Source organism: Arthrobacter sp. NtRootA1 (assembly GCF_019976975.1).
GTDB lineage: Bacteria > Actinomycetota > Actinomycetes > Actinomycetales > Micrococcaceae > Arthrobacter > Arthrobacter aromaticivorans.
On record NZ_AP024630.1, the window covers coordinates 344989 to 371827 of the forward strand.

The 26839-nt window shown below is 63.2% G+C and carries 22 protein-coding genes and 1 riboswitch; of the genes, 11 read left to right on the plus strand and 11 right to left on the minus strand.

Annotation, left to right across the window (positions count from 1 at the left end; translation table 11 throughout):
* Positions 1-170 precede the first annotated feature (170 nt).
* Entirely contained in the window at positions 171-881 is a 711-nt protein-coding gene (locus LDN90_RS01695) for a DsbA family oxidoreductase (protein WP_223947677.1), read from the plus strand.
* Between the two features lie 123 nt (positions 882-1004).
* Here the strand turns inward: LDN90_RS01695 and LDN90_RS01700 are convergent, their stop codons facing one another.
* On the minus strand, positions 1005-1427 hold the full coding sequence (locus LDN90_RS01700) for a helix-turn-helix domain-containing protein (RefSeq protein WP_216922840.1): 423 nt from the start codon (positions 1425-1427) through the stop codon (positions 1005-1007).
* Positions 1428-1491: 64 nt separating this feature from the next.
* Here LDN90_RS01700 and LDN90_RS01705 point away from each other — a divergent pair, with 64 nt between their 5' ends.
* Together LDN90_RS01705 and LDN90_RS01710 are read left to right on the plus strand one after the other, a co-directional pair.
* On the plus strand, positions 1492-2154 hold the full coding sequence (locus LDN90_RS01705) for an NAD(P)H-binding protein (RefSeq protein WP_223947678.1): 663 nt from the start codon (positions 1492-1494) through the stop codon (positions 2152-2154).
* A 180-nt stretch (positions 2155-2334) separates the two neighbouring features.
* The gene (locus LDN90_RS01710; RefSeq protein WP_216922359.1) at positions 2335-3141 is read left to right on the plus strand and encodes an IclR family transcriptional regulator; all 807 of its coding nucleotides are present in this window, start codon (positions 2335-2337) and stop codon (positions 3139-3141) included.
* Positions 3142-3164: 23 nt separating this feature from the next.
* Here the strand turns inward: LDN90_RS01710 and LDN90_RS01715 are convergent, their stop codons facing one another.
* Positions 3165-3638 carry an SRPBCC domain-containing protein gene (locus tag LDN90_RS01715; protein ID WP_223947679.1) on the minus strand — a complete coding sequence of 158 codons (474 nt, stop codon included), beginning with the start codon at positions 3636-3638 and terminating at the stop codon, positions 3165-3167.
* A gap of 208 nt (positions 3639-3846) precedes the next feature.
* Between LDN90_RS01715 and LDN90_RS01720 the strand changes: the two genes are divergently transcribed.
* The 3 genes from LDN90_RS01720 to LDN90_RS01730 all read left to right on the plus strand — a co-directional run bounded on the left by LDN90_RS01720 (position 3847) and on the right by LDN90_RS01730 (position 7622).
* Positions 3847-5574 (plus strand): urocanate hydratase, encoded by a 1728-nt coding sequence (locus LDN90_RS01720; protein ID WP_223947680.1) that lies wholly within the window; start codon positions 3847-3849, stop codon positions 5572-5574.
* A gap of 9 nt (positions 5575-5583) precedes the next feature.
* Complete coding sequence (hutH, locus tag LDN90_RS01725) at positions 5584-7176, plus strand: histidine ammonia-lyase (protein ID WP_223947681.1); 1593 nt, start codon at positions 5584-5586, stop codon at positions 7174-7176.
* 197 nt (positions 7177-7373) lie between these two features.
* A complete protein-coding gene (locus tag LDN90_RS01730) occupies positions 7374-7622 on the plus strand; it encodes a hypothetical protein (RefSeq protein ID WP_216922354.1) in 249 nt (82 codons plus the stop codon).
* Positions 7623-7823: 201 nt separating this feature from the next.
* Here LDN90_RS01730 and LDN90_RS01735 read toward each other — a convergent pair whose 3' ends face one another.
* From LDN90_RS01735 to LDN90_RS01755, 5 genes are all read right to left on the minus strand, one after another.
* Positions 7824-8045 carry a hypothetical protein gene (locus LDN90_RS01735; RefSeq protein ID WP_216922352.1) on the minus strand — a complete coding sequence of 74 codons (222 nt, stop codon included), beginning with the start codon at positions 8043-8045 and terminating at the stop codon, positions 7824-7826.
* 103 nt (positions 8046-8148) lie between these two features.
* Positions 8149-13068: an NAD-glutamate dehydrogenase gene (locus LDN90_RS01740; RefSeq protein ID WP_223947682.1), complete on the minus strand. Its 4920-nt coding sequence runs from the start codon at positions 13066-13068 to the stop codon at positions 8149-8151.
* Positions 13069-13241: 173 nt separating this feature from the next.
* Complete coding sequence (locus LDN90_RS01745) at positions 13242-13715, minus strand: hypothetical protein (protein ID WP_223947683.1); 474 nt, start codon at positions 13713-13715, stop codon at positions 13242-13244.
* Positions 13716-13770: 55 nt separating this feature from the next.
* A complete protein-coding gene (gene hutG / locus LDN90_RS01750) occupies positions 13771-14730 on the minus strand; it encodes a formimidoylglutamase (RefSeq protein WP_223947684.1) in 960 nt (319 codons plus the stop codon).
* A 73-nt stretch (positions 14731-14803) separates the two neighbouring features.
* On the minus strand, positions 14804-16246 hold the full coding sequence (locus LDN90_RS01755) for an NCS2 family permease (RefSeq protein WP_216922344.1): 1443 nt from the start codon (positions 16244-16246) through the stop codon (positions 14804-14806).
* A gap of 113 nt (positions 16247-16359) precedes the next feature.
* On the opposite strand from LDN90_RS01755, the gene LDN90_RS01760 reads away from it, so the two are divergent.
* Positions 16360-16983, plus strand: a complete 624-nt coding sequence (locus LDN90_RS01760) for a copper resistance CopC family protein (RefSeq protein ID WP_223947685.1) — start codon at positions 16360-16362, stop codon at positions 16981-16983.
* A gap of 150 nt (positions 16984-17133) precedes the next feature.
* A riboswitch (cyclic di-AMP (ydaO/yuaA leader) is annotated at positions 17134-17326 on the plus strand.
* Positions 17327-17329: 3 nt separating this feature from the next.
* Positions 17330-18097, plus strand: a complete 768-nt coding sequence (locus tag LDN90_RS01765) for an NlpC/P60 family protein (RefSeq protein ID WP_216922340.1) — start codon at positions 17330-17332, stop codon at positions 18095-18097.
* A 211-nt stretch (positions 18098-18308) separates the two neighbouring features.
* Here LDN90_RS01765 and LDN90_RS01770 read toward each other — a convergent pair whose 3' ends face one another.
* Entirely contained in the window at positions 18309-19001 is a 693-nt protein-coding gene (locus tag LDN90_RS01770; protein ID WP_223947686.1) for an FAD-binding protein, read from the minus strand.
* 427 nt (positions 19002-19428) lie between these two features.
* Here LDN90_RS01770 and LDN90_RS01775 point away from each other — a divergent pair, with 427 nt between their 5' ends.
* Together LDN90_RS01775 and LDN90_RS01780 are read left to right on the plus strand one after the other, a co-directional pair.
* Complete coding sequence (locus tag LDN90_RS01775) at positions 19429-20466, plus strand: universal stress protein (RefSeq protein ID WP_216922335.1); 1038 nt, start codon at positions 19429-19431, stop codon at positions 20464-20466.
* A 20-nt stretch (positions 20467-20486) separates the two neighbouring features.
* Positions 20487-23276, plus strand: a complete 2790-nt coding sequence (locus LDN90_RS01780) for a PEP/pyruvate-binding domain-containing protein (protein WP_223947687.1) — start codon at positions 20487-20489, stop codon at positions 23274-23276.
* On the opposite strand, the gene LDN90_RS01785 is transcribed toward LDN90_RS01780, so the two are convergent.
* Positions 23273-24193, minus strand: a complete 921-nt coding sequence (locus LDN90_RS01785; RefSeq protein ID WP_223947688.1) for a cation diffusion facilitator family transporter — start codon at positions 24191-24193, stop codon at positions 23273-23275. The two genes, LDN90_RS01780 and LDN90_RS01785, sit on opposite strands and share 4 nt — an antisense overlap.
* A 10-nt stretch (positions 24194-24203) precedes the next feature.
* On the minus strand, positions 24204-24719 hold the full coding sequence (locus LDN90_RS01790) for a metallopeptidase family protein (RefSeq protein ID WP_216922330.1): 516 nt from the start codon (positions 24717-24719) through the stop codon (positions 24204-24206).
* Between the two features lie 158 nt (positions 24720-24877).
* On the opposite strand from LDN90_RS01790, the gene LDN90_RS01795 reads away from it, so the two are divergent.
* Positions 24878-25801 carry a carbohydrate kinase gene (locus LDN90_RS01795; protein WP_223947689.1) on the plus strand — a complete coding sequence of 308 codons (924 nt, stop codon included), beginning with the start codon at positions 24878-24880 and terminating at the stop codon, positions 25799-25801.
* Between the two features lies 1 nt (position 25802).
* Here LDN90_RS01795 and LDN90_RS01800 read toward each other — a convergent pair whose 3' ends face one another.
* Positions 25803-26810 (minus strand): DMT family transporter, encoded by a 1008-nt coding sequence (locus tag LDN90_RS01800; RefSeq protein WP_223947690.1) that lies wholly within the window; start codon positions 26808-26810, stop codon positions 25803-25805.
* Positions 26811-26839 lie beyond the last annotated feature (29 nt).

Here is a 26839-nt window from a genome sequence, read left to right on the forward strand (position 1 = left end):
AACGAAGACATCACCGCCCCCAAGTGCGTCTCCCAGTGCTGTTGTGGGGCGGTGCGCGGGCGGAGGATCTCTGGGGTGCTGCGAACAGCAAAGTGCCTTTTGTAAGCCCTCTCCAACGCATTCATCATGGTGTTACGAACAAATTGTTCGTATACCGGAAGGAGAGGTTCATGTCGTTGCTTCGGATCGATACAAGCATTCGGGCGGAGGGCTCGCAAAGCCGTGGTGCGCCGGTGGTGATCGAACTGTGGACCGATCTGGGCTGCCCATGGTGCTACGTCGGCAAGCACCGGCTGCAGCGGGCGATCGACCGGCGACCCGACGCAGACCGGTTCCAGATCAAGCTGCGCTCCTTCGAGCTAAACCCGGACGCGCCGCGTGAGCCGGAGTCTATCGAGAGCGCCTTCACCCGGTCCCATGGAGGCAACGCCGAGGCAGTGCTGTCAGCCGAACGGAGGATCCAGGGGATCGCCCAGCGTGAGGGGCTCGCTTTCTCGCTGGATCGGTTGAACGCGAACACGTTCGACTTCCACCGGATCCTGCAGCACGCCAACGAGCAAGGACGCGGCCTGGAGTTCTTCTCCCACGTCCAGGATCGCTTCTTCGCCGGCGAGTTGAACCCGTTCGACCCCAATGCGCTCACCCAGGCCGCCGGCACGGTAGGCCTGGCCGTCGATCGCGTGCTTGAGGTAATGGCGGGCCAGGATTACGCCGAGGCCGCACACTCAGATCGGCGCGAAGGCCAGGAACTGGGCCTGAGCGGCGTCCCCTTCGTGGTGTTCGACCGACGGGTCGCAGCGCCGGGGGCGCAATCCGTGGAGGTCTACGAACAGATCCTCGAGCAGGTGGCCCCACTGACTACGCCCATGGGTGCGCAATGACCACACCGTCCGTCCCCCTGCAGTTCGCTGCCTCAGAACCGGCAGGGTGGTGCGATCCCGAAACCGGTGTGTGTCACCTGCCTGAAGACACCAGCCCGGCGAGCACCCCGGTCGACGACCAGGTCAGTGCTTCCTGAGAAGCTGGTTGGTCTTGGCGCGGCCAACTCCGCTTTCTTCATGGGCGCGGCGGTGCGCGGCGATCTCGCCGTGATGACCAGCCGCCCACCCGGCCAATGACAAGACCGCCTCGTGAAGTGACCTGCCCAGATCGGTGAGCTCGTAGACCACCCGTGGCGGGACCTCAGGGAAGGCGGTCCGCGTCAGCAAGCCGTCCCTCTCCAACTCCTTCAAGGTCAGGGTAAGCATCCGCTGTGAGATGCCAGGGACGCTGGCCTGCAGGTCGGAGTAGCGCAGCGGCCCGGCACCCAGCGTACTGATCACCAGCACCGTCCACTTATCGCCGATGCGGTCGAGCACCTCACGAATGAAGGCACTGTCCTGAGGCCACGCCGTGCAAGGCCCCGCGAGCGTCCGCTCAGCCACGATGACCAACCCCTATACCCAACGAAGAAACCGTTACCGCACTCACGGTAACCATCGAAAGGAACCCATGTCCAGACTGCTCGTGCTCGGCGGCAGCGGCCGCCTCGGCCAGCACATCCTCGAACAGGCCTCCCAACGGGGCGTCCGGGTCCGCGCACTCGTGCGCAATCCCGATGTCATACCCGCGCTCCCGGGCGTTGAGCTCGTCCCCGGGACGCCGGCAAACATCGACGACATTCGCGCCGCGGCCGAGGGAACCGACGCCGTCGTTGTCGCACTCAACAACGCGCGCGCCTCGGACAACCCTTGGGCCAAGCCCGTCAGCCCGCCGTCCTTCATGACTGACGCAGTCCGCGACACCCTCACCGTAATGGCAGACCACGGTCTGCGCCGGATCGTGATCACCTCCGCGCTCGGGGTGGGGGACTCATGGCGTGTGGTGAACCCGATCTTCAAGACCTTGGTGAACGTGTCCAGCATCAAGAACGGGTATGACGACCACAACGGCGTCGAACGGCTCGTCCGTGACTCCGACGTCGACTGGACCCTCGTCCGCGCCACCGCCCTGACCAACAAGCCCCCTGCGGGCCCACTCCACGCCGCAGAAGCCGGGCAGGACAAGCACGGCCCCACCGTCAGCCGATCCGAGGTGGCTCGCTTCCTCCTGGACACCGTCGAGAACAACGCCTGGATCCGCCGGGCCCCGCTGATCTGGAACAGCCGCCGCTAGCGCCTGTCCGGGCCCTAACAACAAAGGACAGCAGTTAAGTCTGGCATTTCAGACACGGCATGGAGCGAATGGGCTGGCGCCGGGCAGCGTAAGAGGGCACGCTTGAGTACGGGATACCGGACACATCGGGGGGAGAGGCTGGACGGTGTCCGCTTCAGCAGTCTTGAGCAGTGAGGAACCATGACAACCACGCCACTGGCACCAGGCAAGGCCACGTCCAAGGTCCCTGCCGCCGAAAATACGCTGCGCATCCTGAAACTGCTGGCCTCGCGGAGAGGGCCGATGGCGGCGTCGAACATTGCGACGGCGCTCGGCTTGCCCCGATCCAGCGTCTACCACCTGCTCGGCGTCATGGAGGCCAACGGCTTCGTCCTGCACCTGCACGAAGAGCAGCGCTATGGACTCGGCATCAGCGCCTTCGAACTCAGCTCGGCCTATTCGCGGCAGGAGCCCTTGTCGCGTCTCGGGCGGCCCATGCTTGCCTCGCTCGTGGACGTAATCGGCGAAAGCGCGCACCTGGCCGTGCTTCACGGCCGCGACGTCCTCTACATTGTGGAGGAACGCGCCAAGAACCGCCCAAGCCTGGTGACCGACGTCGGAGTCCGCCTGCCCAGCCACCTCACTGCGTCGGGCCGCGCGATCCTGGCCGCGCTGCCGAAGTCACAGGTTCGCGCCCTGTACCCGAATGCCGCCGCCTTCACATCGCGCCACGAAGTGGAGTTCCCGATCATGAAGTACTCCGCCTTGTCCTCCCATCTGGACCAGGTGCGGCAGCGCGGCTATGCCACGGAAAATGGCGAGATTACGCCTGGATTCGGCTCAATAGCCGCCGCTGTGACGGACCACGTGGGATGGCCGACGGCGGCAGTCGCCGTCACGTTCCTGGAGGACAAAGTGCCGGCTGAGCAATGGCCGGTACTGGCTGCGCGCATCCGCAAGGCTGCCGACGAATTGTCGGTACGCATTCACGGACGCCCGGCTGGCTAGGCCGTTGGCATAGTCATCTCGCCCTAGTCGCCACGCGGCTTGGGTTCGCCGGGCTTCAGGCTGCCCGGCTCCGTGGTTTCGCGCTCGACGAGTCTCCGGAAGGTCTCCAGCTCACCTCGGAAGCTGCCCCGGTACGATCCCGTGGAGAAAATCCGCCCGAAGACCGCTGAAACGAATCCTCGGGTCATGAACTCCTGATGGATGCGCGTACCGCCTCCCTCGGCAGCAAACCTCACGTCTGATTCGCCCTTCAGGATCGCGTTGCCGAACCGTGTGCGGATGTGCCAAGGCCGCTCGACGGCGAGGATCTCTGTGGGGCTTGCCATCCGTCCGAACCACACCGTGTAGCGGCTGCCGGCCTGGTCTATCGAGCCAGTGCGATCGGTCACGCGGGTGACTCCGCCGATCCATTCCGGGAACCGGTCCGGATCGGTCCAGGTCGCGAAAACGCGCTCCGGCGGAGCCGCAACAAGGGTAGTTACTCGGAACGTTGCCATGGGTCCAGCATGCGCTCCTTCCCGCACGAATGCGAGGGAGTTTCCTGGCTTCACCACGACGCCCGAGCGGAGGAGCGACGAAGGGTGGCGTGCGTCTGTAATCCCGGACAGCACCAGCTGAAAAGCCGTTCCTGGGGCCTTGCAAAGGGGCTTTAGTAGAAGCAGAAGAACTTTCCACTACACACTTCCCAAAGACGAAGGAGTCATCATGGCACCCGCTGATTTCACTACTGGTGCCCGTCCGGTTAAGGCCGCGCGGGGTACTGAGCTTACTGCCAAGTCGTGGCAGACCGAGGCGCCGTTGCGCATGTTGATGAACAACCTGGATCCCGAGGTTGCTGAGCGCCCGGATGACCTGGTGGTTTACGGCGGCACCGGCCGTGCCGTGCGTTCCTGGGCTGCGTTTGATGCGATCACCCGCACCCTGGAGACCATGGAGAAGGACGAGACGCTGCTGGTGCAGTCGGGTAAGCCGGTGGGTGTGTTCCGCACCCACGAGTGGGCTCCGCGTGTGTTGTTGGCGAACTCGAACCTGGTGGGGGACTGGGCGACGTGGCCTGAGTTCCGCCGTCTCGAGGCCGAGGGCCTGATGATGTACGGGCAGATGACCGCGGGGTCCTGGATCTACATCGGCACGCAGGGCATCCTGCAGGGCACCTACGAAACGTTCGCCGCGGTCGGGAACAAGCTCGCTGCGGAGGGCAGGCATCCGGCACCGGCCGCGGAAGGCTCCACCGAGGGTCCGCTCGCCGGGACGCTGACCCTGACCGGTGGTTGTGGTGGGATGGGCGGTGCGCAGCCGCTGGCGGTGACGTTGAACGACGGCGCGTGCTTGATTGTGGACGTGGATGAAACCCGGTTGCGCCGGCGCGCCGGCAAACGCTACCTTGACGAGGTCGAAACCGACCTGGACACCGCGATCGCCAAGGTACTCAAGGCCAAGGCCGAGCGCCGTGGCTGGTCCGTCGGGTACGTGGGCAACGCCGCGGAGGTGTTCCCGGAACTGCTCCGCCGCCACAAGGCCGGGGAAGTCACGTTTGATGTGGTCACGGACCAGACCAGCGCGCATGATCCCCTAAGCTACCTGCCGGAGGGCATCACCGTGGCCGAGTGGCACACGGAGGCTGAGGCGGATCCGGAAGGGTTCACCAAGAAGGCCCAGGCGTCGATGGCCCGCCAGGTGCAGGCGATGGTGGAGTTCCAGGACGCCGGTGCTGAGGTGTTTGATTACGGCAACTCCATCCGTGATGAGGCACGCAAGGGCGGGTACGAGCGGGCGTTCGAGTTCCCCGGCTTTGTCCCGGCCTATATCCGTCCGCTGTTCTGCGAGGGCCTTGGCCCGTTCCGCTGGGTGGCCCTGTCCGGGGACCCCGAAGACATTGCCGTGACAGATGCGGCGATCAAGGAACTGTTCCCGGAAAACACGCACCTGCACAAGTGGCTCGACGCCGCCGCGGACCGGGTGGAGTTCGAGGGCCTGCCGGCACGTATTTGCTGGCTCGGGTACGGCGAACGCGCCAAGGCCGGCCTGCTGTTCAACCAGCTCGTCGCCGAGGGCAAGGTCAAGGCCCCGATCGTGATCGGCCGTGACCACCTGGACTCCGGTTCCGTCGCCTCGCCCTACCGGGAGACCGAGTCCATGGCCGACGGGTCCGACGCGATTGCTGACTGGCCGCTGCTGAACGCCCTGATCAACACCTCCTCGGGCGCTACCTGGGTCTCGATCCACCACGGCGGCGGTGTCGGAATCGGCCGGTCCCTGCACGCCGGGCAGGTTTCCGTCGCCGACGGCACCGACCTCGCCGCGGAGAAACTCGAACGGCTCCTGACCAACGACCCCGGCATGGGCGTCATCCGCCACGTCGACGCCGGCTACGACCGCGCCGTCGAAGTCGCCAACGAACGCGGCGTCCGCATCCCCATGAACGAGAAGTAGGCAACACAAGTGACTCTTACAACCCACGAACCCCTCACCGTTACCCTCGGCTCCAGTGGGGTGACCCCGGAAGACGTCGTCGCCGTCGCACGCCACGATGCCAAGGTGACCATCTCCCAGGACGCCCTGGACAACGTCGCCAAGGTCCGCGCACACATCGATAGCCTCGCCACAAGCGACGTCCCCGCCTACGGTATTTCCACGGGATTCGGCGCGTTGGCCAACCGCCACATCCCCAACGACCTCCGTACGCAGCTGCAGAAGTCGCTGATCCGCAGCCACGCAGCGGGCATGGGTCCGGCGGTGGAACGCGAAGTGGTCCGCGGCATTATGTTCCTCCGCGCCAAGACCCTCGCCTCCGGCCGCACGGGTGTCCGTCCCGTGGTCCTGCAGACCATGGTGGATGTCCTCAATGCAGGCATTACCCCGCTGGTCCGCGAGTTCGGTTCCCTCGGCTGCTCCGGCGACCTCGCGCCGCTGTCCCACTGCGCCCTGGTGCTGATGGGCGAAGGCGAAGCAACCGGTCCCGACGGCGAACTCTACGGTGTGCCCGGTAAGCAGACGGTCGCTGAGCTGCTCGCACAGCACGGCATCGAGCCGGTCACGCTGGCGGAAAAGGAGGGCCTCGCCCTCGTCAACGGCACCGAAGGCATGCTCGGCATGCTGCTGATGGCCATCGCCGACATCCGTTTGTTGCTCGCGACGGCGGACGTCACCGCGGCGCTCAGCGTCGAGGCCCTGCTAGGCACCGACCAAGTGTTTCTGCCGGAGCTCCACGCTGCCCTGCGTCCGCACCCCGGGCAGGCTGCCAGCGCGGACAACATGCTGCGCGTGCTGTCCAACTCGCCCATCGTCGCTTCCCACCGGATCAACGACACCAAGGTCCAGGACGCCTACTCGCTGCGTTGCGCCCCTCAGGTTGCCGGCGCTGTCCGCGACACGGTGGACCACGCTGCACTGGTCGCTTCCCGCGAACTGGCCGCCGCGATCGACAACCCCGTTGTCCTGCCGGACGGCCGCGTCACGTCCAACGGCAACTTCCACGGTGCGCCCGTGGCTTACGTCCTGGACTTCCTTGCGATCGCCGTCGCGGACCTCAGCTCCATCGCCGAGCGCCGTACCGACCGCATGTTGGACCCCGCCCGCTCCCACGGTCTCCCGGCGTTCCTCGCAGGGGACCCCGGCGTCGACTCCGGCCTCATGATCGCCCAGTACACGCAGGCCGGCCTCGTTTCTGACAACAAGCGCCTGGCCGTGCCGGCATCGGTGGACTCCATCCCGAGCTCCGCAATGCAGGAAGACCACGTGTCCATGGGTTGGCATGCTGCCCGGAAGCTTCGCAAGGCCGTGGAGAATCTCCGCCGTGTCCTGGCTGTGGAGCTGGTCACCAGCGCCCGCGCTATCGACATGCGCACGCAGATGTCCGACGGCGAACTGACCCCGGGCCCGGCCGGTACAGCTGTGCTCGAGGTGCTTCGCGAAGTGGTCCAGGGACCGGGAACCGATCGGTTCCTGTCGCCCGAACTCGAAGCGGCTGACCGCCTGGTAGGCTCCGGTGCGGTCCGTGCGGCTGCCGAATCCGCCGTCGGGATTTTGGCCTGACGTCGAATAAAACGCTCATTTGATGGGCATATTTGTCACGCCCCGGTCTTTGTTCGCAACGCAGGGGCCGGGGCGCGGCAAATGTAGTAGAACTTATGGTGTACGTCACGTCCACAACAACGGTGTTGTGGGCTTGACGGTCAACCGTTCATAACTCAATACACAACAGCGAACATCCACAAAGGGGTAGAAGTTCAATGAAGGCACGTGGAGCAGTCCTCTCCAGACGAAACGCACACTCAGTTACGGTTTCGGACTGGAGGCAACTCAAGGTTGGCGAGCGCGTGGAGGTAGTCAAGTACGCCCACGTGATCGCCGCCGGGCTGATCGAGGAAGTCTCAGGCAGCGGAAATGTGGTGTGGCTTGAACACTCGGGGCCCGGCGTCACCGAGGAAGGCAAGGAACTGTTCATGAAGTCCGACGGCGTGACCCTCCGCCGCGCGTAACCCCACCCAACTGAGTCGCATTAGTGCGCGTTTAGACCACTCAAAACGCGCACAATTGCGACCTACTTGGGTGAGCGCAGCCTTGGGTGAGTGCAGCTTAAACAGAACCGGGGCTCGTTCCCTTTCCGCGGGTAGTAGATGCGGAAGAGGAACGGGCCCCGGTTTTTTGTGCGCTGGCCTGGATGCTGCCAGCAGTGGCAATCAGGCAGCGAGCACTTCGTGGGTCTGACCGAAGGGAACGGATTCGTCCAGGGCCACTGTGTAGGTGCCGGGCTCGTGCCGGGTCACCAGAATGCCGCAATTGGCATCTGCTGCTGCATTCTTGATCAAAGCATCCACGGCGCGCTCAAGTCCGTCGTGGATCTCGTCTGCCTTGGAAAAGGACAGGCGAATTTCGCGTTCTGCAGTCATTGCAGCGGTCATTTGGGTGCCTCCTATTACTTGCCGCATGCGAGGGCGACCCGTCAATCATAGGACGTTTGACGCTAAATTTGTAAGATGACCGGCAGTATTGGTGACCGGCGACTCATCTCCGCACCATGGCGCGAAGCAGTTTTACGGCCACAGAGAGCGCTGCAATGTCCATCGGACCTGGCCTTATGGCCTCCTTGATGGTCTCTTGGACGCGGGCCAGTTGTTCGATGTTTCCACGTTCCCAGTCCATGATTCGCTCCACTGGATCGGACGTAGTGGCAGTCACGGCACCAGAGATCCGGGGGGTATGCCGCACTACCGCTTTGGTCATGTCCGCGAGCACAAGGTACATGTCATCACGCAAAGCCGCACGTGCCAGCGACTCCCAGTGGGTGTCCCTCGGGAGCATGGTGATGTGTTCCAACAGGGGGATGGCCGAGATCCGTTCGAAGACTGCGAAGTACACCTCAGCCACTGCCTCCACTGGCTCTTGAAGTTCTTCTGCGATAGCGGAAATGTCCAGCAGGCCGTAGCTGACCAAGAGTTCGGAGGCCCTTATGCCCAGATCGTGGGGTAGGCCCACCGAGTCCGTATGGGCTATTCGTTTCTGCGAGTGGGCAAGGTTGATTCCATGAAGGAAGCTCGTGAAGTTCGCCCGCATCAAGGACATAGGCTGCTCAAGCCGGGCCAAGGCATCGGCAATGGGCTTGTCGCGGAAATCGTGGGTCACGTACCAGCGGACTGACCGGTCCAGCAGTCGCCGCATGTCCAGGGCAACGGCGGCCCCATGCTCACGGGGAGTGCTCGGCGGCAATTGGGCGATGGCGCCCGTGACGGCGTCAAAGTCCCAGATTTTCCGCATCACCACGAACCCGCGGGCAACTGCGGAGGCAGAAACCGTGGTTTCCTCCATCGCGCGGAAGGCGAAGGCTATGCCGCCCATGTTGATCATGTCGTTGGCCACCACCGTGGCTACGATCTCCCTGCGCAGGGGATGCGTGGAGAGGTGTTCGCCGAACCGCTGTGAGACTTGCTTGGGGAAATAGGCTCGAAGGGTTTGAGAAAACCAGGGATCATCGGCCAAACCGCCCTCTGTGAGTTCGCGGGCGAGTTCGATCTTGGCGTAGGCGGCCAACACGGCGAGTTCCGGAGTGGTCAGTCCCTTGCCGGTCAGGACCCGCGCCTGAAGTTCGGCGTTGCTGGGAAGGCATTCGAGTTCCCTGTCCAGATCTGTGACTGACTCGAGCCAATCCATGGTCCGTTCAAAGCTGGGACTCCATTTCAGCGCCAATTGCTTGTCATTGAGGAGCAGGACGTTCTGGTCATCGTTGGTTTTGAGGACGAGCCGTCCAACCTCGTCTTGGAGTGAGTGCAGGAATCCGGTTCTTTCTGCCGTAGACATCCTGCCTGCGGAGATCATCCGGTCAAGGAAGATCTTGATATTCACTTCGTGGTCCGAACAATCCACGCCAGCTGAATTATCGATCGCGTCGGTATTGACCAGCACGCCTGCCAAAGCTGCTTCGATCCGGCCGCGCTGCGTTACTCCAAGATTGCCGCCCTCGGCGATGATGTGCGCGCGCAGATCCTCGGCATTGACCCGGATGGCGTCGTTTGATTTGTCTCCCACATCGGCATGGGACTCCGTGGATGCCTTGATATAGGTCCCGATTCCGCCGTTGTACAGGAGGTCCACCGGGGCAGTGAGAACTGCGCGGAGAAGCTCATGAGGGCTCATTGCCAGCTGGCCATTCGCATCGGTGCCTTCATCCAACCCCAAAGCGAGGCGGATTTGTTCCGTGAGCAGGATGGATTTTTCCGTCCGGGCAAAGACGCCGCCGCCCTCGCTCAGTTTGGTGCGGTCATAATCGGCCCAGGAGGAGCGCGGCAGTTTGAAGAGCCGTTCCCGCTCGGCGTAAGAGACCTCGGGGTCGGGCGTAGGGTCCAGGAAAATGTGCCGGTGATCGAAGGCGGCCACGAGCTTGATGTGGTGGGAGAGGAGCATGCCGTTGCCAAAGACATCTCCGCTCATGTCTCCGATGCCAACTACCGTGAAATCCTCAGCACGGCAATCGATCAGGAGTTCACTGAAGTGGTGCCGCACGGATTCCCAGGCACCCCGGGCCGTGATCCTCATCTGCTTGTGGTCATAACCTACTGAGCCCCCGGAAGCGAAGGCGTCGCCCAACCAGAAGCCGTACTCTCCGGCAACGGCATTGGCGATGTCCGAGAAGGTTGCCGTTCCCTTGTCGGCGGCCACAACGAGGTAGTAGTCGTCGGCATCGTGCCGCACCACCCGGGGCGGCGCGAGTACGCGGCCGCTGCTTCCGCCGTCGGGATCCGGTACCAGGTTGTCCGTGATATCCAGCAATCCGCGGATGAATGTCCGGTAGCTTTCCTGGCCTTCCGCGAGCCAGGCCGCACGGTCCTCTGCGGGGTCGGGGAGTCGTTTGGGGAAGAACCCGCCCTTTGCTCCAGTGGGAACAATCACGGCGTTCTTGACCGTCTGGGCTTTCACGAGCCCCAGGATTTCCGTCCGGAAGTCTTCCCTCCTGTCCGACCACCGAAGGCCACCGCGGGCTATCGGACCGAAACGCAGATGCACGCCCTCAACGCGCGGCGAATAGACCCAGATCTCGAATTTCGGGCGGGGTGCAGGGGCAGCCGGGATGCTGGCAGGGTTGAGTTTGAAGCTGATGAAGGGCTTGTTGAGATAGAAGTTCGTGCGCAGCGTGGCGTCTACCAGGCTTGCCAGGGAGCGCAGCAACCTGTCGGCGTCCAGGACAGGGACGGCGTCGATGGCTTCCATCAGGTTGGTCCGGGCTCTATGAACGGCCTGCGTCCTGTGGCTCAGTTCGCTGCTTCCCTCTTCGAACAGATCGCCCCTGGCCAGGCTCTGCTCCTCGTGACCGGAATTGAGGAGTTCCGGATCAAACAAGTCCGGAGCGAAGCGGTCAGGATTGAATTTCGCTTCGAACAATTCAAGCAGCGCATGGGTGGCCATGGCGTTTCCGCGGAGTGTGTCAGCGATGAAGCCATAGGAGTTGGTGCTCCCGAGTTGCCGCAGGTACTTGGCATACGCGCGCAGGATGGCAACCCCCCGCCAGTCGATGCCCTCCTTGATGACCAATGCGTCCAAAGCGTCCGACTCGGCGTCACCGCGCATCGCGGCACAGAACGCACCGGCCAGCAGATCGCCAGTGCCCACAGGGTCAACCCCTCGCGGATATTTCAGGCCGAGGTCATACAGGAAGAACTGCCGCCCGTCGGCACGCTGAACGTCGAAAGGCCGCTGGTCCAGGACCTTCAAGCCCAGGTCATGGAAGAACGGGAGGATCTCAGTCAGGCTCTGCGGGCGCGTTAAGTAAAGCCGGATCCGGGCATCCTCACTGAGGACTGCCGTGCCGGGACGCTGGTAGACAGTGAGGAGGGGATCTGCTTCACCTGCAGAACCCGGCTCGGCTGGAACCCCCGGAAAGCTTTCGAACCTGGCAATGTCCTCAACTGCGTCCTCCACCTCATAATCGGCCTTGTAGCTGGCCGGAAACGCGGTCGCCCACTGCCTGGACAACCTCGCCGATTCCTCCCGTGGGTACCTCGTTTGGAGGGCCTCGTCCAGGCCTTGCGCCCAGGACCTTGTAGCGGCGATGATCCTCTGCTCAAGGGCTGCTGCGTCCACCACCGCCGGAGCACCTTGGTGCCGCGAGGGTTCCTGTGGCAAGAGGATCCGGAAGAACACCCGGGCCATGGCGGATTCGCCCAACCGAAGCTCGAACTCTATGGCGTCCGAGCCGAACGCCTCGCGCAACTCGCGCTCGATGTTGAGCCTGACGGCCGTGCTGTACCTGTACCTGGGGAGGAAAACCAGTGCTGTCATGAACCGGCCGAAGGAGTCCGGACGTAGAAAGAGCCGGGTGCTGTGGCGTTCCTGGAGCCGGAGGATCTCGCGCGCACGGATGGCCAGCTGCCCGGCATCAATGTGGAACAGTTCGTCCCGCGGATAAGCCTCCAAAACCGCAAGGAGCTCCTTGGCATGATGCGACGATGCCGGGTAGCCGAAGGCCCGCAGCACTTCCTCCACTGTGTCCCGGATGACCGGGATCTGCTGCGCCAAGCGGGCTGTTGAACTGGGGGAGAAGAGCCCAACAAAAGTGCAGCCGCTGGTGCTGGTGCCGTTCCCGTCCGCTGTGGCAATGCTGATCTCATCGAGGTAGGCACGGCGAAGGACCGTTGAACGAAGCGCGGATTTGGTGAGCGTGAGCACCTTGCCGGGAACTTCGTCTGGCGCCGCAGGACCGGCCCCATCACGGAGGAGCCCGAGCCCGCGACGCCCGCGAAATCCCAGAAACACAAAGTTCCCGTCATCCAGCCACCGCAGCAGCTCCTGCGCTTCACGCGCCGTCGGGTCTTTTGCGGCGGGCCCCTCCAGCGCACCGATTTCGTGTAGCAGTTCCTCGTGGATGGCATCGGCGTCCTCGGCCGCGGCCCGGACATCACTTAAGACCTTGTTCAACCTGCCCACCAGTAGCTCCGCGCTCGCGTTGTCCGGAATCCGGGGGATCTCGATCGCTATCCACGCCTCCGTGAGTGGCCCGTCGTCGTGCCCGTCCGCCGAAGGGCCAGGTGCCGCCGTCGCCCGCGTATGATCCTCGGAACGTTCGACGCCGGTGGGCAGCCCCGCGCGGTGAGGCCCCCTGCGGATATCGATCAGGCGGTGGGTGGCGGGGTCCCGCGTGATGCTGAAAGTGGGGTGCACCAGAAGCCGGATGGAAGCGGTGTCACGAGAGATCTCGGCTGTTACGGAGGGAAGGAGGTAGGGCATGTCATCGGTGACGATTGCCACCAAGCTGGTATCTGTTTCGTTGAGGACCCCGATGACTGCTTGTCCAGGTTCGCGGCGTTCTGCCAACGAGCGGTGATAGCGTGCCCGTTCCAATAAGGTTTCGCGCGTGTAGCTGCGGACGTCGTCGTCCGTGACGTGCTCGTAGTAGTCGGTCAGGAATCGGTCCGCCGGCTCCGTAATTGGTGCCATGTCGCTGCGCCTCCGCTGCGCAAAGGAGCGGCCGTACTGCTGCGGTCGGCAAAGTCCATGCGCCTCATTTCATGATCGCTTAAAGGCCGCGGGATGGCACTCCCGCGACACGGCAGTTGCTGACAGTGTCTGAACAAAACATTGCCATTAACCGCCATCTCGCGGAGGCCCGACTACGGAAGAGCTGCGGAACGTTGCCCTTGGTGATGCCCCCGCCGGGCCAGCCTCGAAACGCCCGCAGCCACCAGCAGAGTGAGAATGGCGGCCGCTGCGTGGGTGTAGAGCATCAGGTCAGCAGCATGCACTTCCCTTGAACCCGGCTGGCTGTCCGCAGGAACGGCCACTGGTTGCTGGGGCTGCCCGTGCAGATGGTCAAGGAATCCGGCGCCGGGAAACGAGCCACCCAAGGCTTCGAAACCGAAGAACAGCAACTGCTGGGCCACTCCGGACAGCAGCAGCAACAGGATGGGCCCGTGAATCCAGCGGGCAATCAGTTGCGCGGCCAGGGCAGAGAGGGCAACAACGGCCAGCAGGACGGGCATCGCCGGGGCACCCCCACCGGAAATGACGTGTGCGGCAAGACCCAAAGCGACAGCGACGGGTCCGGCCACCCAGGCCCAGTTGTCCTGCACAGGAGTTGCGCCCATCGCCGTCCTTCCCTCCACACAGGCTAAACGGAGGGCGGCGTCTAAGAACAGGGCCCTACGCCAAGAGCGTGTTTACCAGCCGTGCTGCCACTTTCGCGGTTCGTCCATCAATATCGAACTCCGGGTTCAATTCGGCAATGTCCAAGTGCAGCAGCGTCCCGCTCGCAGCCACTTGGCGGCAAACGGCATTGATCACGGCAAGCGGCACCCCATAGGCGGCGGGGGCACTGACACCCGGTGCCACCGACGCAGGCAGTACGTCCAGGTCGATCGTCAGGTACAGCACATCGATTCCAGCCACGAAGTCGGCTACGAACGTCTCGACGCGCTCCGCGGAGCAGTCCTCGTCCAGCAAATACTTCACGCCCAGCCGGTCAGCGGTGTCAAAGAGCGTGCGGGTGTTGTTGGGCTCCGAGATTCCGACGACGGCGTACTGCAGTTCGCGTCCAGCGGCGGTCTCTTCCTGGGCCATCTGGAGGAACGGCGTGCCGGAGCTGGGGGTTGGCTCACCGCGCAGGTCAAAGTGGGCGTCCAGGTTCAAGACACCCAAGCGCTTTCCGCTGCGCACCGCATTGGATCCGGCAACCCCCAGGTAACTGGCAAATGCGGTCTCGTGGCCGCCGCCCAGCACCACGGTGAGGTTTCCGGCGTCGAGCAGTTCCGAAATGGCGCGTCCGGCGCGCTGTTGGCCTTCTTCCAGTGAGTCGTCCTCCACAACTACGTCGCCGGCGTCGAACACGTCACGGTCCAGGTGGAAAGCCAGCGGACCCAGCGCCGAGCGGATGGCGGCCGGAGCCGCGGCGGCACCCACGCGACCTTTGTTACGCCGCACTCCGGCGTCGCTGCAGAAACCCAGCACGACGGCGGGACGCGAGGCACCAGCGGCGGCAGAGGAAGTAAGGGGTGCTACGGCCTGCCACCAGCGGCGATGTTCGTCGCCGTCGCCGTCAAAGCGGCCGGTCCATGGCGTGGGAAGGACGTCTACGGAGGGGTTTGTGCTCGTGTTTGGGGCCATGCTTTAAGCACACCCCACCTGCGTTCCAAAAAACAGCTACAGCGTGTTGCGGTGTCTGAGATGCCGGACATCGCTACTTGATGCCCAACCACTCCTCCACAGTTCCGATGCCGAAGAACAGCAGGAAGGCGGCTGCCACTGCCCACATCAGGGGGTGGACTTCACGTGCCCGGCCCTGGAAAGTGCGGATCAGGACGTAGGAGATGAAGCCTGCGCCGAGGCCGTTGGCAATGGAGTACGTGAATGGCATCAGGGCGATCGTCAGGAACGCAGGAATGCCAACGCCCCAGTCCTGCCAGTCGATCTTGCCAACCTGGGACACCATCATGAAGCCCACCACCACAAGCGCAGGCGCCACGGCTTCGAACGGAACCAGGTTAATGAGCGGCGTGAAGAACATGGCTACCAGGAAGAGCAGGCCCGTGACAATGGAGGCCAGCCCGGTGCGGGCACCCTCGCCAATACCCGCGCCCGACTCAACGAAGATCTGGTTGGACGAAACGGAGGCACCGCCACCGACGATTGCGCCCAGGGCATCAACCTGCAGGACGCGGTCCACATTGGGAATGTTGCCGTGCTCGTCCACCGTTCCTGCCTCGTTGGCCAGGCCCACCATGGTGCCCATGGCGTCGAAGAAGATGCTGAGGAGGATCACGAACGCCAACAGCGCAGCAGCCACAAATCCGAGGTGTTCAAAGGCTCCGAAGGGGTTGGCTTTGCCGATCAGGGAGAGGTCCGGCGCGCCCCATTCGGAAAGCTTGGGAGCCACCAGTGACCAACCGCGCGGGTTGACGTTCTTACCGTCGAAGCTGGGACCAATATGAAGGGTGAATTCAAGGATGGCGGCCAGGGCCGTGGACACCACGATGCCGATCAGGATTGCCCCGCGGACCTTTCGCACCACCAACGCGATGGTCAGGACCAGGCCGACGGCGAACACCAACGTTGGCCAGCCCATCAGCTTGCCATCCACGCCAAGGCCGAGCGGGACCGTGGTGCCGGCGGCATCCGGGATGCGTCGGACGAAACCAGCGTTGACCAGCCCGATCAAGGCGATGAAGAGGCCAATCCCTACTACGATCGCCGTCTTGAGCGCTTCCGGGACGGCCCTGAAAACGGCTGTGCGGAATCCAGTCAGTACCAAGATGAGCATGGTGAGACCCGAAAGCACCACCAGCCCCATCATGTCCGGCCATGTCAGCCCCGGGTGGGAGGCAACCGTCACGGCGACGAATGCGTTCACTCCCAGGCCAGTTGCCACGGCGAAGGGGTGCTTGGCCCAGGCGCCCATGAGGATGGTGAGGATGCCCGCTACGAAGGCAGTGGTTGCCGCTACGGCCGTGAAGCCGAGTGATGCTCCGCTCGAGTCTGCCCCGGAGAGGATCAGCGGGTTCAGCACCACGATGTAGCTCATGGCGAAGAAGGTTGCGAAGCCGCCGCGAATTTCCCGCGAGTATGTGGACCCGCGCTCGGAGATCTTGAAGTAGCGGTCGATTGCAGAACCTTGTTTAAGCATGAAGGTCTCCGGGGATCGGGGGAGTTTGCTCTCAAATCCTATGCCCGCCAATGTGGGCTGCTGGAACGATTCGCCTAGTCTGTAAGGAAGCCAACACTAGGAGAAACCGCCCCATGCGTACCATCCGCCCGCTTCTGGCCGCCGTCGTAGCCGCTATCGCTTTCGCTTCCGCGTTGCTGTTTGGCGCGGCCCCGGCCTCCGCGCACGACGTCGCCGAATCAACAACTCCGGCCAACGGTGCCCGGGTGGCTGAAGTGCCGGCGTCGGTATCCATCACGTTCAACAACCGGCCACTTGCCATCGGTTCGGGCGTGACTGTCACCGCTGGGGGCGAAAACTGGGCAGATGGCGCAGTGGAAATCATCGACAACATGGCTGTTCAGAAGCTGCGTCCGGGTGCTCCTGCCGGCGAATACACGGTGGTGTGGCGCGTGGTCAGTTCAGACTCCCACCCAATCGAGGGAACCTTCAAGTTCACAGCTTCCGGGACAGGCACGACGACGGCGGGCGGCTCAGCAGGTGCCTCCCCTTCGGCTTCGGCGGTTGTTCCGACGGCGGGCACAGCCGCTCCCGGTACGGAAAATACTGAGCCGGCTCCGGCAGCTTCCCAACCCTTCCCCTGGAGCATCGTTGGCCTCGCTGTGGTGGCGATCGCTCTTGTGATCTTCCTCGCCGTTACCGCGCGGAAGAAGCTCGCGGCTCCCAGCGAGCCGGATGGCGAAAATTCCCCGGAATAGCAGGGTTTTCTACATACTTGCGAAGATCTCGAAACGGTCACCGCGACACGCCAAAAACGAACTGCTCGTTACGTAAATGTGACTTTGGGGTGATCTTCCCGTACGGTTGTACCTGTGCCTGTTCCACGTAATGGGCATTTCCGGCCTGATTGCCTAGCTCTGCCGCAGTCCGGAATCCGTTCGCAGACAAACCTACGGCAGAGACGGGGAACCCATTTTGGCCCGCTTTCAGAGCGCGCCTTGGGGTGAAGTCACGAAGCTTCCGCTGCACAGCGGGGGATAGTGGCCGGGTGACTCCCATCCGAATCCGACAGCTAACCTCGCAGGCATCGGGAGAGGCTCTTTCATGTCTTCACGCATTCTTCGCGGCCGTCGTAAGGCGGACAGCGTACGTCCTAATCCGTTCATCTCCATCTCCAAGGCTGTTGCCAGCAACGCATCTGGCGCAGGTCGCCAGGCCGCTGTCATCGCAGCAGCTTCAGGCCTCGTCCTGACAGGCTCCATTGCTGCCCACGCAGCAGAGACCCCTGTCCAGCGCGACTCCAGCCCCGCTACTGTCGCCGAGACCGTAACTGAGGGTCCCACCAAGGTTGTTACGGCCGCATCCACGGCCACGATTAACTTCGAGCGCCCCGCGGTTGCTTCCGTGGCGGCTCCCGTCATTGAAAAGCCGGCTCCCGTTGCTCCGGCTCCGGTTGCTAAGAAGGCCGCGGCAACGACCACCGTCCAGGCATCTGCAACCACTACGGCTACCGCTCCTGTTGCGGCTGCTCCCGCTGCAGCTCCGGCTGTTGGTGGCGTCAACGCTGCCATGGTCGCCTCGGCTTATGCCCAGATCGGCATCATGCAGGATTGCACCGCCATGGTGGAAAGGGCCCTCGGCTCCGCAGGCATCCCGGTTGGGGACCTCGCACCCATGCAGTTCCTGAACTACGGCAAGGTTGTCAGCGACCCCCAGCCCGGTGACATGATCGTCCAGTCCGGCCACGTAGCCATCTACATCGGCAACGGCCAGGCTATCAGCGGTGGCATCAACGGCAACCAGACGGGCATCCACCCGATCAGCTGGCTCACCGCAACCGGCCCCATCACGTACGTACGCGCTGGCGCCTAAGCTTCACGCTCCAACTCAAAGGCCGGTGCCTTCGAGGACTCACGTCTTCGAAGGTACCGGCCTTCTGAGTTAATTTTTGTTCGTTTCAGGAACAGGCTTCGGTTGGCTCGACCATTTCCACGTTCCGGTTCCGGGCCAGAATTCCAGGCCAAGGGTTCTAGTCCTAGGTTCTAGTCCTAGGTTCTAGTCCAAGGTTCTAGTCCTAGGAGTTCTAGGCAAGGGCGATGCCTTGCCCGGCTGGGAGGGCCACCTTGGATGAGATCGCTTGCCCCACTGCCTTGGCTTGCCGCAGCACTTCCTTGGGCGTGGGCGTAATAAGTTCCCCTACGCCCACCAAGTGCATCCCGACGGCACGCATGGCTGCCGCGAAGTTCTGGCCTATGGCGATTCCCAGGTCGGCAAGCATTCGGCGCAGCTGGCTCTGCGCGCAGCGCGTCACCACGATGTGGTCGGCCAGGAGAACTCCGCTGGCTGTATGCACGGCCCATTGCCGCGGGGTGGATTCAAGGGGGCCGTAGACGCTCAGCCCAGCCTTCAGACTGGCCGTGTTCAGGCTTGCGACGGGTCCGTATCCCAGCTGCGAGGACGAGTCGCCACCGAGGAAGTCAAGACGAACAGCGCGTGTGGTGGTGCGGACATCCAAGTGATGGCTGGCGGCGTAGTTGCGCAAATGGCGCAGGATTTCGTTGCGTTCCTGCATTGCCGCGGGGTCAGCTACGTCGCAGCGCTGGATCATTCCTGTGTGCACCGCTGGTCCGGTGGCCGATAAAGTACCAAAGCCATCCAGCACGATGGAACCTACGCCATAGCGGCTGAGTTCGCTGGCAACAGCCAAGCCGGAGAGACCGGTGCCGATCACTACGGTAGTAGTCCGTTCCGTGACGGAATCAGGAGTGAGTGACACTGCTTGGGTTCCTCCTTGACGTGTGTGCCTTTCGGCAGCGCGTGGGATCGCGTCCGAGTTCCCCAAGCGGCCGCAAATAAATGGCCGGGTTGTGTCCTGGGACACTTTTGCCGGCCATTCGGTGACTCGAACACTACCGAACTTTTTCTGCCATGGATAGCCTCCGCGACAGCGTGTTTTGGATGTTCATCCGCAGCGCAACCTGAAGGACGGAGAGCGTGCCAAAAACCGAGCCCGGACCGTTATCCACATACCCGATAGTCGCCTTGATTCGGCATTGCCAACCGAGAATAGTGGGCATTGGAAGGAGAACCCCACGGGTTCTTCGCCCTGGCTATTTGGTTGCACACCAGCAAGGAAACACCGGTACGGAGAACCTCTGGCAGAATGGCCGGAACATCAAGCAGTAGGTGGAGAGGCGGGCCCCATGGACCAGCACGGCAGACACGTTGAAGAACCGCGGGACGGCGAGGACCAGGCTGTGGCGCCTGGCGGAATCGTCGTCGGAGTGGATGGTTCCGAGCACGGTCAATGCGCCCTTGTATGGGCTGCGCGTGAGGCGGACCGGCGCCAACTTCCCCTGCATATAGTCACGGCTTATTCGGTGCCGATCTTCGCAGCCTCCGGCCTCGACGGCGGATACGCCACTGTGGACGATTCCGTGATCCGCGAGGGCGCGGAAGCAATCGTCAAGCAGGCCATGGATAAGGTCTCCAGTTACAACATCGACGTCGACGCTTCAGTGGAGAATGGTGATGCCGCGGGTGTCCTCCTTGACCTCTCCGCGGACGCTGCCCTTCTGGTGTTCGGCAGCCGTGGCCGTGGTGGCTTTGTCGGGCGTCTCCTGGGCTCGGTCAGCAGCGCCTTGCCGGCCCACGCAAAATGCCCCACCGTAACGGTCCCGCTGTATTGCGCAGACCGTTTGGGCGAGAACACCGAGGACAAGCACATCAAGGCTGAGCACGCCAAGTCAGGGCCCCGCACCGTGGAAAACGTCGTCGCCGTTGGTGTGGACGGTTCGGAGCAGGCCCGAGTCGCTGTCCTTGAGGCAGCCGAACAAGCCCAGCGGATGGGCGCCAAACTGCGCGTCATTTGCGCAGTCCCGCAGTACAGCGGTTCATTGGCGTGGGTGCCGGCACCGTTGGACCGCGATGCCCTGTTCGCGGACATCAAAGTCCAATTGGATGCAGGTGTCGCCTGGCTCCGCAGCCACTTCCCGCAGCTGTCCGTGGAAACAGACCTCAGGGACGGCTCACCAGTCGACGTGTTGGTTGAGGCCAGCCGGGGCGTGGAGCTCGTTGTCCTGGGTACGCGTGGCCGGGGTGGTTTCGCGGGCATGCTCCTTGGATCCACCTCTGATGGGGTGCTCCATCACGCCAAGGGCCCGGTCCTCGTTGTTCCGGACCGCGAGGATCCGCGGCTGGCAGACCGGCCAAAATTCGGACCCATGCTCGGCGCGGCTTAGGGCCATGGCGCACACCGTCCATGGATAACCAGCAGCATGGGAAGCATAGGCAGGAAGACAGCACGGGCCCGGATGTAAACGGTCAAGTGTTCATTCGGGACATCGCGGACATCCGGGCGGACATGCTCCCCGAGGTAGGTGGCAAGGCCGCCAATCTCGGCGAGTTGAATGCCGCCCGCCTTCCAGTGCCCCCAGGCTTTTGCCTCACAACGTCCGCTTACCGGTACGCCCTTTCAGCGATTGGTATGGAGGAGATCTTCGCACTTCTGCAAGACGCCGGAGCTTCTGACCTTGACGAACTGAATAGGCTCGCCGCCCGGGCAAGGTCCTTGGTGCTCGACGCCGGAGTTCCCACCGACGTCGCTGAGTCGGTACGGGCGGCGTATCGGAAGTTGGGAGACGCTGCCCCCGTCGCAGTGAGGTCCTCAGCCACGGCCGAGGACTTGCCCTTCGCCAGTTTTGCCGGGCAGCAGGACACTTTCCTGAACGTGGTCGGAGAAGACGCAGTCCTGGACGCTGTAAGCCGCTGTTGGGCATCGCTCTGGACGGACCGGGCAGTGAGCTACAGGACAACCAACGGTATTGACCATGCCACGGTGACGCTGGCCGTCGTTGTCCAGGAGATGGTGGATTCCGCGACGGCCGGTGTGATGTTCACGGCCAACCCGGTTACGGGGCGGCGGCGTGAAGCTGTGATCGATGCCAGCCCTGGCCTGGGCGAAGCCGTAGTGTCAGGCGCCGTTAATCCCGATCAGTACGTAGTTGATACGCAGAGCAACGCCATCCTGAAACGGACACTTGGTGACCGGCAGGTAGAGATCCGATCGCTTGCCGGTGGTGGCACCGAACGAATTGAGCGGGCCGGTCATACCGCGGCAACCGAAAACCATGCCGCGGCAACCGAAAACTACTCTGTACAGCCGTGCCTCAGCGATGACCAGATCCGTGCGCTGGCCGATCTGGGGAGGCGCGTCGAAGCCCAATATGGAGCCCCGCAGGACACAGAATGGGCGATCGATTCGTCCGGGAAATTGTGGCTCACGCAGGCAAGACCCATCACTACCCTCTATCCGCTGACCTCGCGAGTGCCGGCGACTCCCGGCGCGCACGCGTTCCTGAACTTCAGTCTCGCCCAAGGCCTCACCAGGCCTCTGACGCCCATGGGTCTGGCGGGTATCCGCCTGATTGCCTCCAGCGTTGCCCGCAGGGCGGCTTTCGATGTCCCCGATCCACGCTCGGGACCATCGCCCTACTATGAGGCCGGGCAGAGGATCTTCTTCGACTTCACATCCGTGCTCCGCAGCAAGGTGGGCCGGGCCATTGTGCCGCGCATCTTTGACATCATGGAGGCCCGTTCTGCGGCGGTGATTCGTAGCCTTTTCGATGACCCCCGGTTCGCCGTCGCCATCAAAACTCCGTTAAGACTCATCAGGCACGTTGCGCCCGTTGCCGCTAAATACCGTGTTCCAGAGACGGTACTCCGGGGTCTTTTCCGTCCCGACGCCGCAATGAAGCGCCAAGAGCAGCTCGGGGCAGAGCTCCATCAGGCACTCAGGGTGCCGGAGGGTATTACCGCCCATCAGCGGATCGCCCACGTGCAGAGAATCCTTGGGGAGGAAGTATTCGCAACGGTGCCCCAAGTCCTGCCCCTTCCCGTTCTGGGCTTTGCGATGCTTGGGCTCGTCCGGAAAGTGCTGGGTGAGCAAGCTCCCTTGGATCAACTCCAAACGGTGATTCGCGGGCTGCCCAACAATGTCACCACCGAGATGGACCTTGCACTGTGGCAGCTTGCAAGGGAAATCAGGGAAGATCCGGAGGCCTTGGCGTTCCTGGGTTATCCCACACTCGAAGAACTCGTTCAGCAGTTCAAGGACAGGGAACTTCCAGCAGTTGCCCAATCCGGGCTTGAAGCTTTCCTGCGCAATTATGGGCACCGGGCTGTGGCTGAGATCGACCTCGGCATGCCCCGATGGTCGGATGACCCAACCCACATACTTGGCGTAGTGGTCAACTATCTGCGGCTCGAGCACACCTCTGACGCACCCGACCAGCAGTTCGCGAAAGCTGCCCGGGAGGCAGATGAACAGGTTGCCAGGTTGGTTGCGCGGGCAAGGGCCAAGAGTCCACTCCACGCCAAGCTGGTCCGTACAGCGTTGGACCGTACGCGCAGGTTTGCCGGAATGCGGGAGCTGCCCAAGTACAACCTCGTCCTCGGCTTGGCTTCGGCAAGGGAACAACTATCGCTGGTCGGAGCAGAACTGGCAGAGGCAGGGCGGATTGAACTTGCCGAGGATGTCTTCTTCCTTGACCTCAACGAAGTAGAAACCGCCTTGGCCGGCAACAAGCTCCACCAACTCGTGGCAGATCGCCGCGCAGACTACGCGCAGGAACTGAGGCGTCGGCATATTCCGCGGGTATTGCTCTCAGACGGGACGGAACCCGAAGCGACTGCTGCAGGTGGCAGTCCAGCTTCTCCCGGAGCCCTCTCCGGCAGTCCGGCATCGGCGGGCGTCATCACAGCCCCGGCGCGGGTCATCCTGGACCCCGTTGGCGCCCATCTGGAACCTGGGGAAATCCTCGTGGCGCCCTCCACCGACCCCGGCTGGACGCCCCTGTTCCTCACCGCGGGCGGCCTTGTCATGGAAATGGGCGGTCCCAACTCCCACGGCGCCGTGGTGGCCCGCGAATACGGCATACCGGCGGTGGTGGGCGTGCCCGACGCAACCCTGCGGATCAGCTCAGGCCAGATCATCACGGTGGATGGAGCAGCAGGAACGGTAACTACGACACCAGGTGACGCGCCCGGCTAGGCGTGCTGGTGTGACTCGTGCTCGGAGTGGCTGACAGGTTCCAGCTGGAAGGTGCAGTGCTCGGTGTCGAAATGGCGCCCCAAGCAGGATCCGAGCTGGTCCAGGATGCTGTCTGCGCCGCTGGCGTTAAGGACCTCGTCTTCCACAACAACATGGGCGGAGAACACGGGCACCCCGGAAGTGATGGTCCAGATGTGGATGTCGTGGGCCTCCACTACGCCGTCCACGGCAAGGATGTGCTCGCGGATCATGTTTACGTCAACGCCCTTGGGGGTAGCTTCCAGAAGTACGTCCACAACATCGCGGAGCAGGTGCCAGGCGCGGGGGATGATCATGAGGGCGATCAGGACAGAGGCAATGGGGTCGGCGGCAGTGAAGCCCGTGGTCATGATGACGATGGCTGCCACAATAACGGCGATCGAGCCGAGAAGATCGCCAAGCACCTCAAGGTAGGCCCCGCGGACGTTGAGGCTTTCTTTTTGGGCCCCCTGCAGGATCATCAGCGAAATGAGGTTGGCTACGGCGCCCAGGATCGCCGCCCACAGCATGACGTCCGTATGGATTTCCGGCGACTCCCCAAAGCGGCGGACGGCCTCGATCATGATGACGACTGCGATGACGATGAGTACAAGGGCGTTAGCCAAGGCCGCGAGGACCTCGGCCCGTTGATATCCGTAAGTCCGTTGATCGCTCGCCGGGCGGGTCGCGATCCAGGCCGCCATCAACGCGATGAATACGCCTGCAGCGTCGGACAGCATGTGGCCTGCATCGGCCAGCAGCGCCAGCGATCCGGAGATGAGTGCGCCAACTACCTGGATGCCCACCACACCCAAGGTGATGGCCAGGACGGCAATCAGCCGTTTGCGATGTTTGCCGGTTGCCGTTACTCCGTGGGAGTGGTTGTGATCGTGCCCCATGCTTACAAGGCTAGCCCCAGCCGAGCTCATGCAGGCGGTCGTCGTCAATTCCGAAGTGGTGGGCGATCTCGTGGATCACCGTTATGGCCACTTCGTCGATGACTTCCTCGCGGGTGGCGCAGATGTCCAGGATGGGTTGCCGGAAAATAGTGATCCGATCCGGCAATGAGCCCGCTTCCCACCAGGAGTCGCGTTCGGTCAACGGCACGCCCTCGTACAAACCAAGTAACACGGTGTCCGGATCTTCATCTGGGCGCGGGGTGTAGTCGTCCTCGATGAAGATCGCCACGTTGTCCATGGCGCTGGCAGCTTTGGGCGGGATCAGCTGCAAAGCGTCGCTCACAGCTTCTTCGAACTCCTCCGGCGACATTTGGAACGGTGCGGCAGGAAAGTCCGCGTCAACTCCGGCCAATCCAGTGGGGGCATGCTCGATTGGGCTATGCACTGCCGTCCGCTCCGGAAGCGGAGAGGACGGGAGATCGCCGTCGGGAACGATGGGCAGGCCGGGAGGGAGATTCGCGGACATGATCCGACTCTAGTCCCGACAAGGAACATTGACGCCCTGGAGGTGATGCTCGCTGGTGCACCGTCCCCAGATCATGCTGAACTGTTCGAATGCGAGCTCGTCGAACGGCATTCCGTAGGCAAGCCTCCGCATCTCACCAACGAACGAACAGGAACCGCATGACCGCCACTCCTACCTCCGCATCTGAGCCCCTCGACGTCGTCGTGGTAGGCGAGGCGCTCATCGACATCGTGGAGTCGTCCGATGGGCAGATCGAATATCCCGGAGGCTCACCGGCCAACGTTGCCTACGGGCTCGGGCGCCTGGACGTGAAGGCGGGCCTGCTGACCGCCATCGGACGGGACCAGCGGGGCGACGCCATTGCCGCGCACCTTCAGGGCGCGGGCGTGGTACTGCTGCCGGGATCAAAGTCGCTGGGCAAGACGGCGACAGCCACCGCCCGGATCGCTGCGGACGGTTCGGCTGAGTACACGTTCGAGATTGATTGGGCACTTGCTCCGCTCGCGCTGCCGTATGCCCCAAGAATCCTGCACACAGGTTCGATCGCAACATTCCTTGAACCTGGAGCCAGCGTTGTCCGGAGCCTGTTGGAGCAGGCGCAGGGCGGCTGCATGATTACTTACGATCCCAACATCCGCGTCGATCTCCTCGGCAGCCACCACGAGGCACTTTCCCTTTTCGAGGAGTTGGTGCCATTGACGGACGTCGTGAAAATGAGCGCCCACGACGCCCGTTGGCTATACCCGGGCAAGGAGTTTGAGGACACTGCGAACCACCTCCTGGCATTGGGCACTGGGCTCGCAGTAGTGACCCAGGGCTCCAGCGGTTCGCTCATGGCCACCCGGCACATACAACTCACCGTCCCCGCCATTCCCTCGAACGTGGCCGACACCATCGGCGCCGGGGATTCATACATGTCTGCACTCATTATGGGCCTGCTCCTGCGTGGCAGCGACGGCCTGGCGCCCACGGTCCTGGAGCGGATCGGCACCACGGCATCCATGGCAGCTTCCATTACTGTCGGCCGTCCGGGTGCCAATCCGCCCACCCACCGAGAACTCCTTGCGGGTATGGCCCGCTAGCTCACTTGGCTGTCCGCCGTGCAACCTTCGAGGTCCGCGCGGCAGCAACCTCTGGCGTGCGCCGGGCAACCCTTGGCGTGCGCCGAGTCAGGGCCACGCCGATCAAGCACACCACGCCGCCGATCAGTCCCCAGATCGTTGGGACTTCCTGAAGCACAGCCCAGGAGATGAGGATAGTGGTGCCTGGGACAAGGTACGTCGTGGCCGCCAATTTGCCGGCCGAAATCAGGGACAGCGCGTACGCCCACGTTGTGAAGGCGATGGCCGTAGGAAAGATGCCCAGATAGACCAAGCCGAGTGTGGCCGGCAGCGGCGCTGACTGGACTTCCGCGATCAATTGCCCTGTCCACGGGAGGCAGCAAACAGCGCCCACCATGATGCCGAACCACGTGGCTTGCCCGGCAGTAAACTTCCGCAGGACCGGTTTCTGGAGGATCGCGCTGACAGAGGCGAGCACGGCGGCAAGCAAGCACAACAACACCCCGGCGACATCCGCCGTCGAACGCTGTCCCGAACCGAGGGCGATCATCGCCACGCCACCGAACGCAACGGCGCTCCCGATCAGCAACCACCGCGGGAAGCCTTCCTTAAGGACCACTCCGGCGAGGACTGCAATGAGGATGGGCGAGACGTTGATCAGCATGGCGCTGGTACCGGCGTCGAGCATGTGCTCCGCGGCGTTCAGCGCCACGTTGTAACCGCCGAACCACATCACCCCGTACGCCACAATGGGCCACCATTCCTTGCCCCGCGGCCAGACTTTCAGGGTAGGCAGCACCACAATTCCAAGAACGACGGCGGCAACCGCCAACCGTCCGAGCGTCAAGGAACCGGGGGAGAAGCTTGGGCCCACAGCGCGGATGCCGACGAACGCTGAAGCCCACAGGACTACGGTGACGACGACGGCGGCGATGCCGAGTTTGCTGATGGGCGCTGCAGGCGCGGGGGTGTTGCGCGGTTGCATGCCCGGGGACGGCTGGCCGGGTTCGGCCGGGGTGGTGGTTGTCATAGAGCCAATCTAGTGCCGGGGAGGCTGGC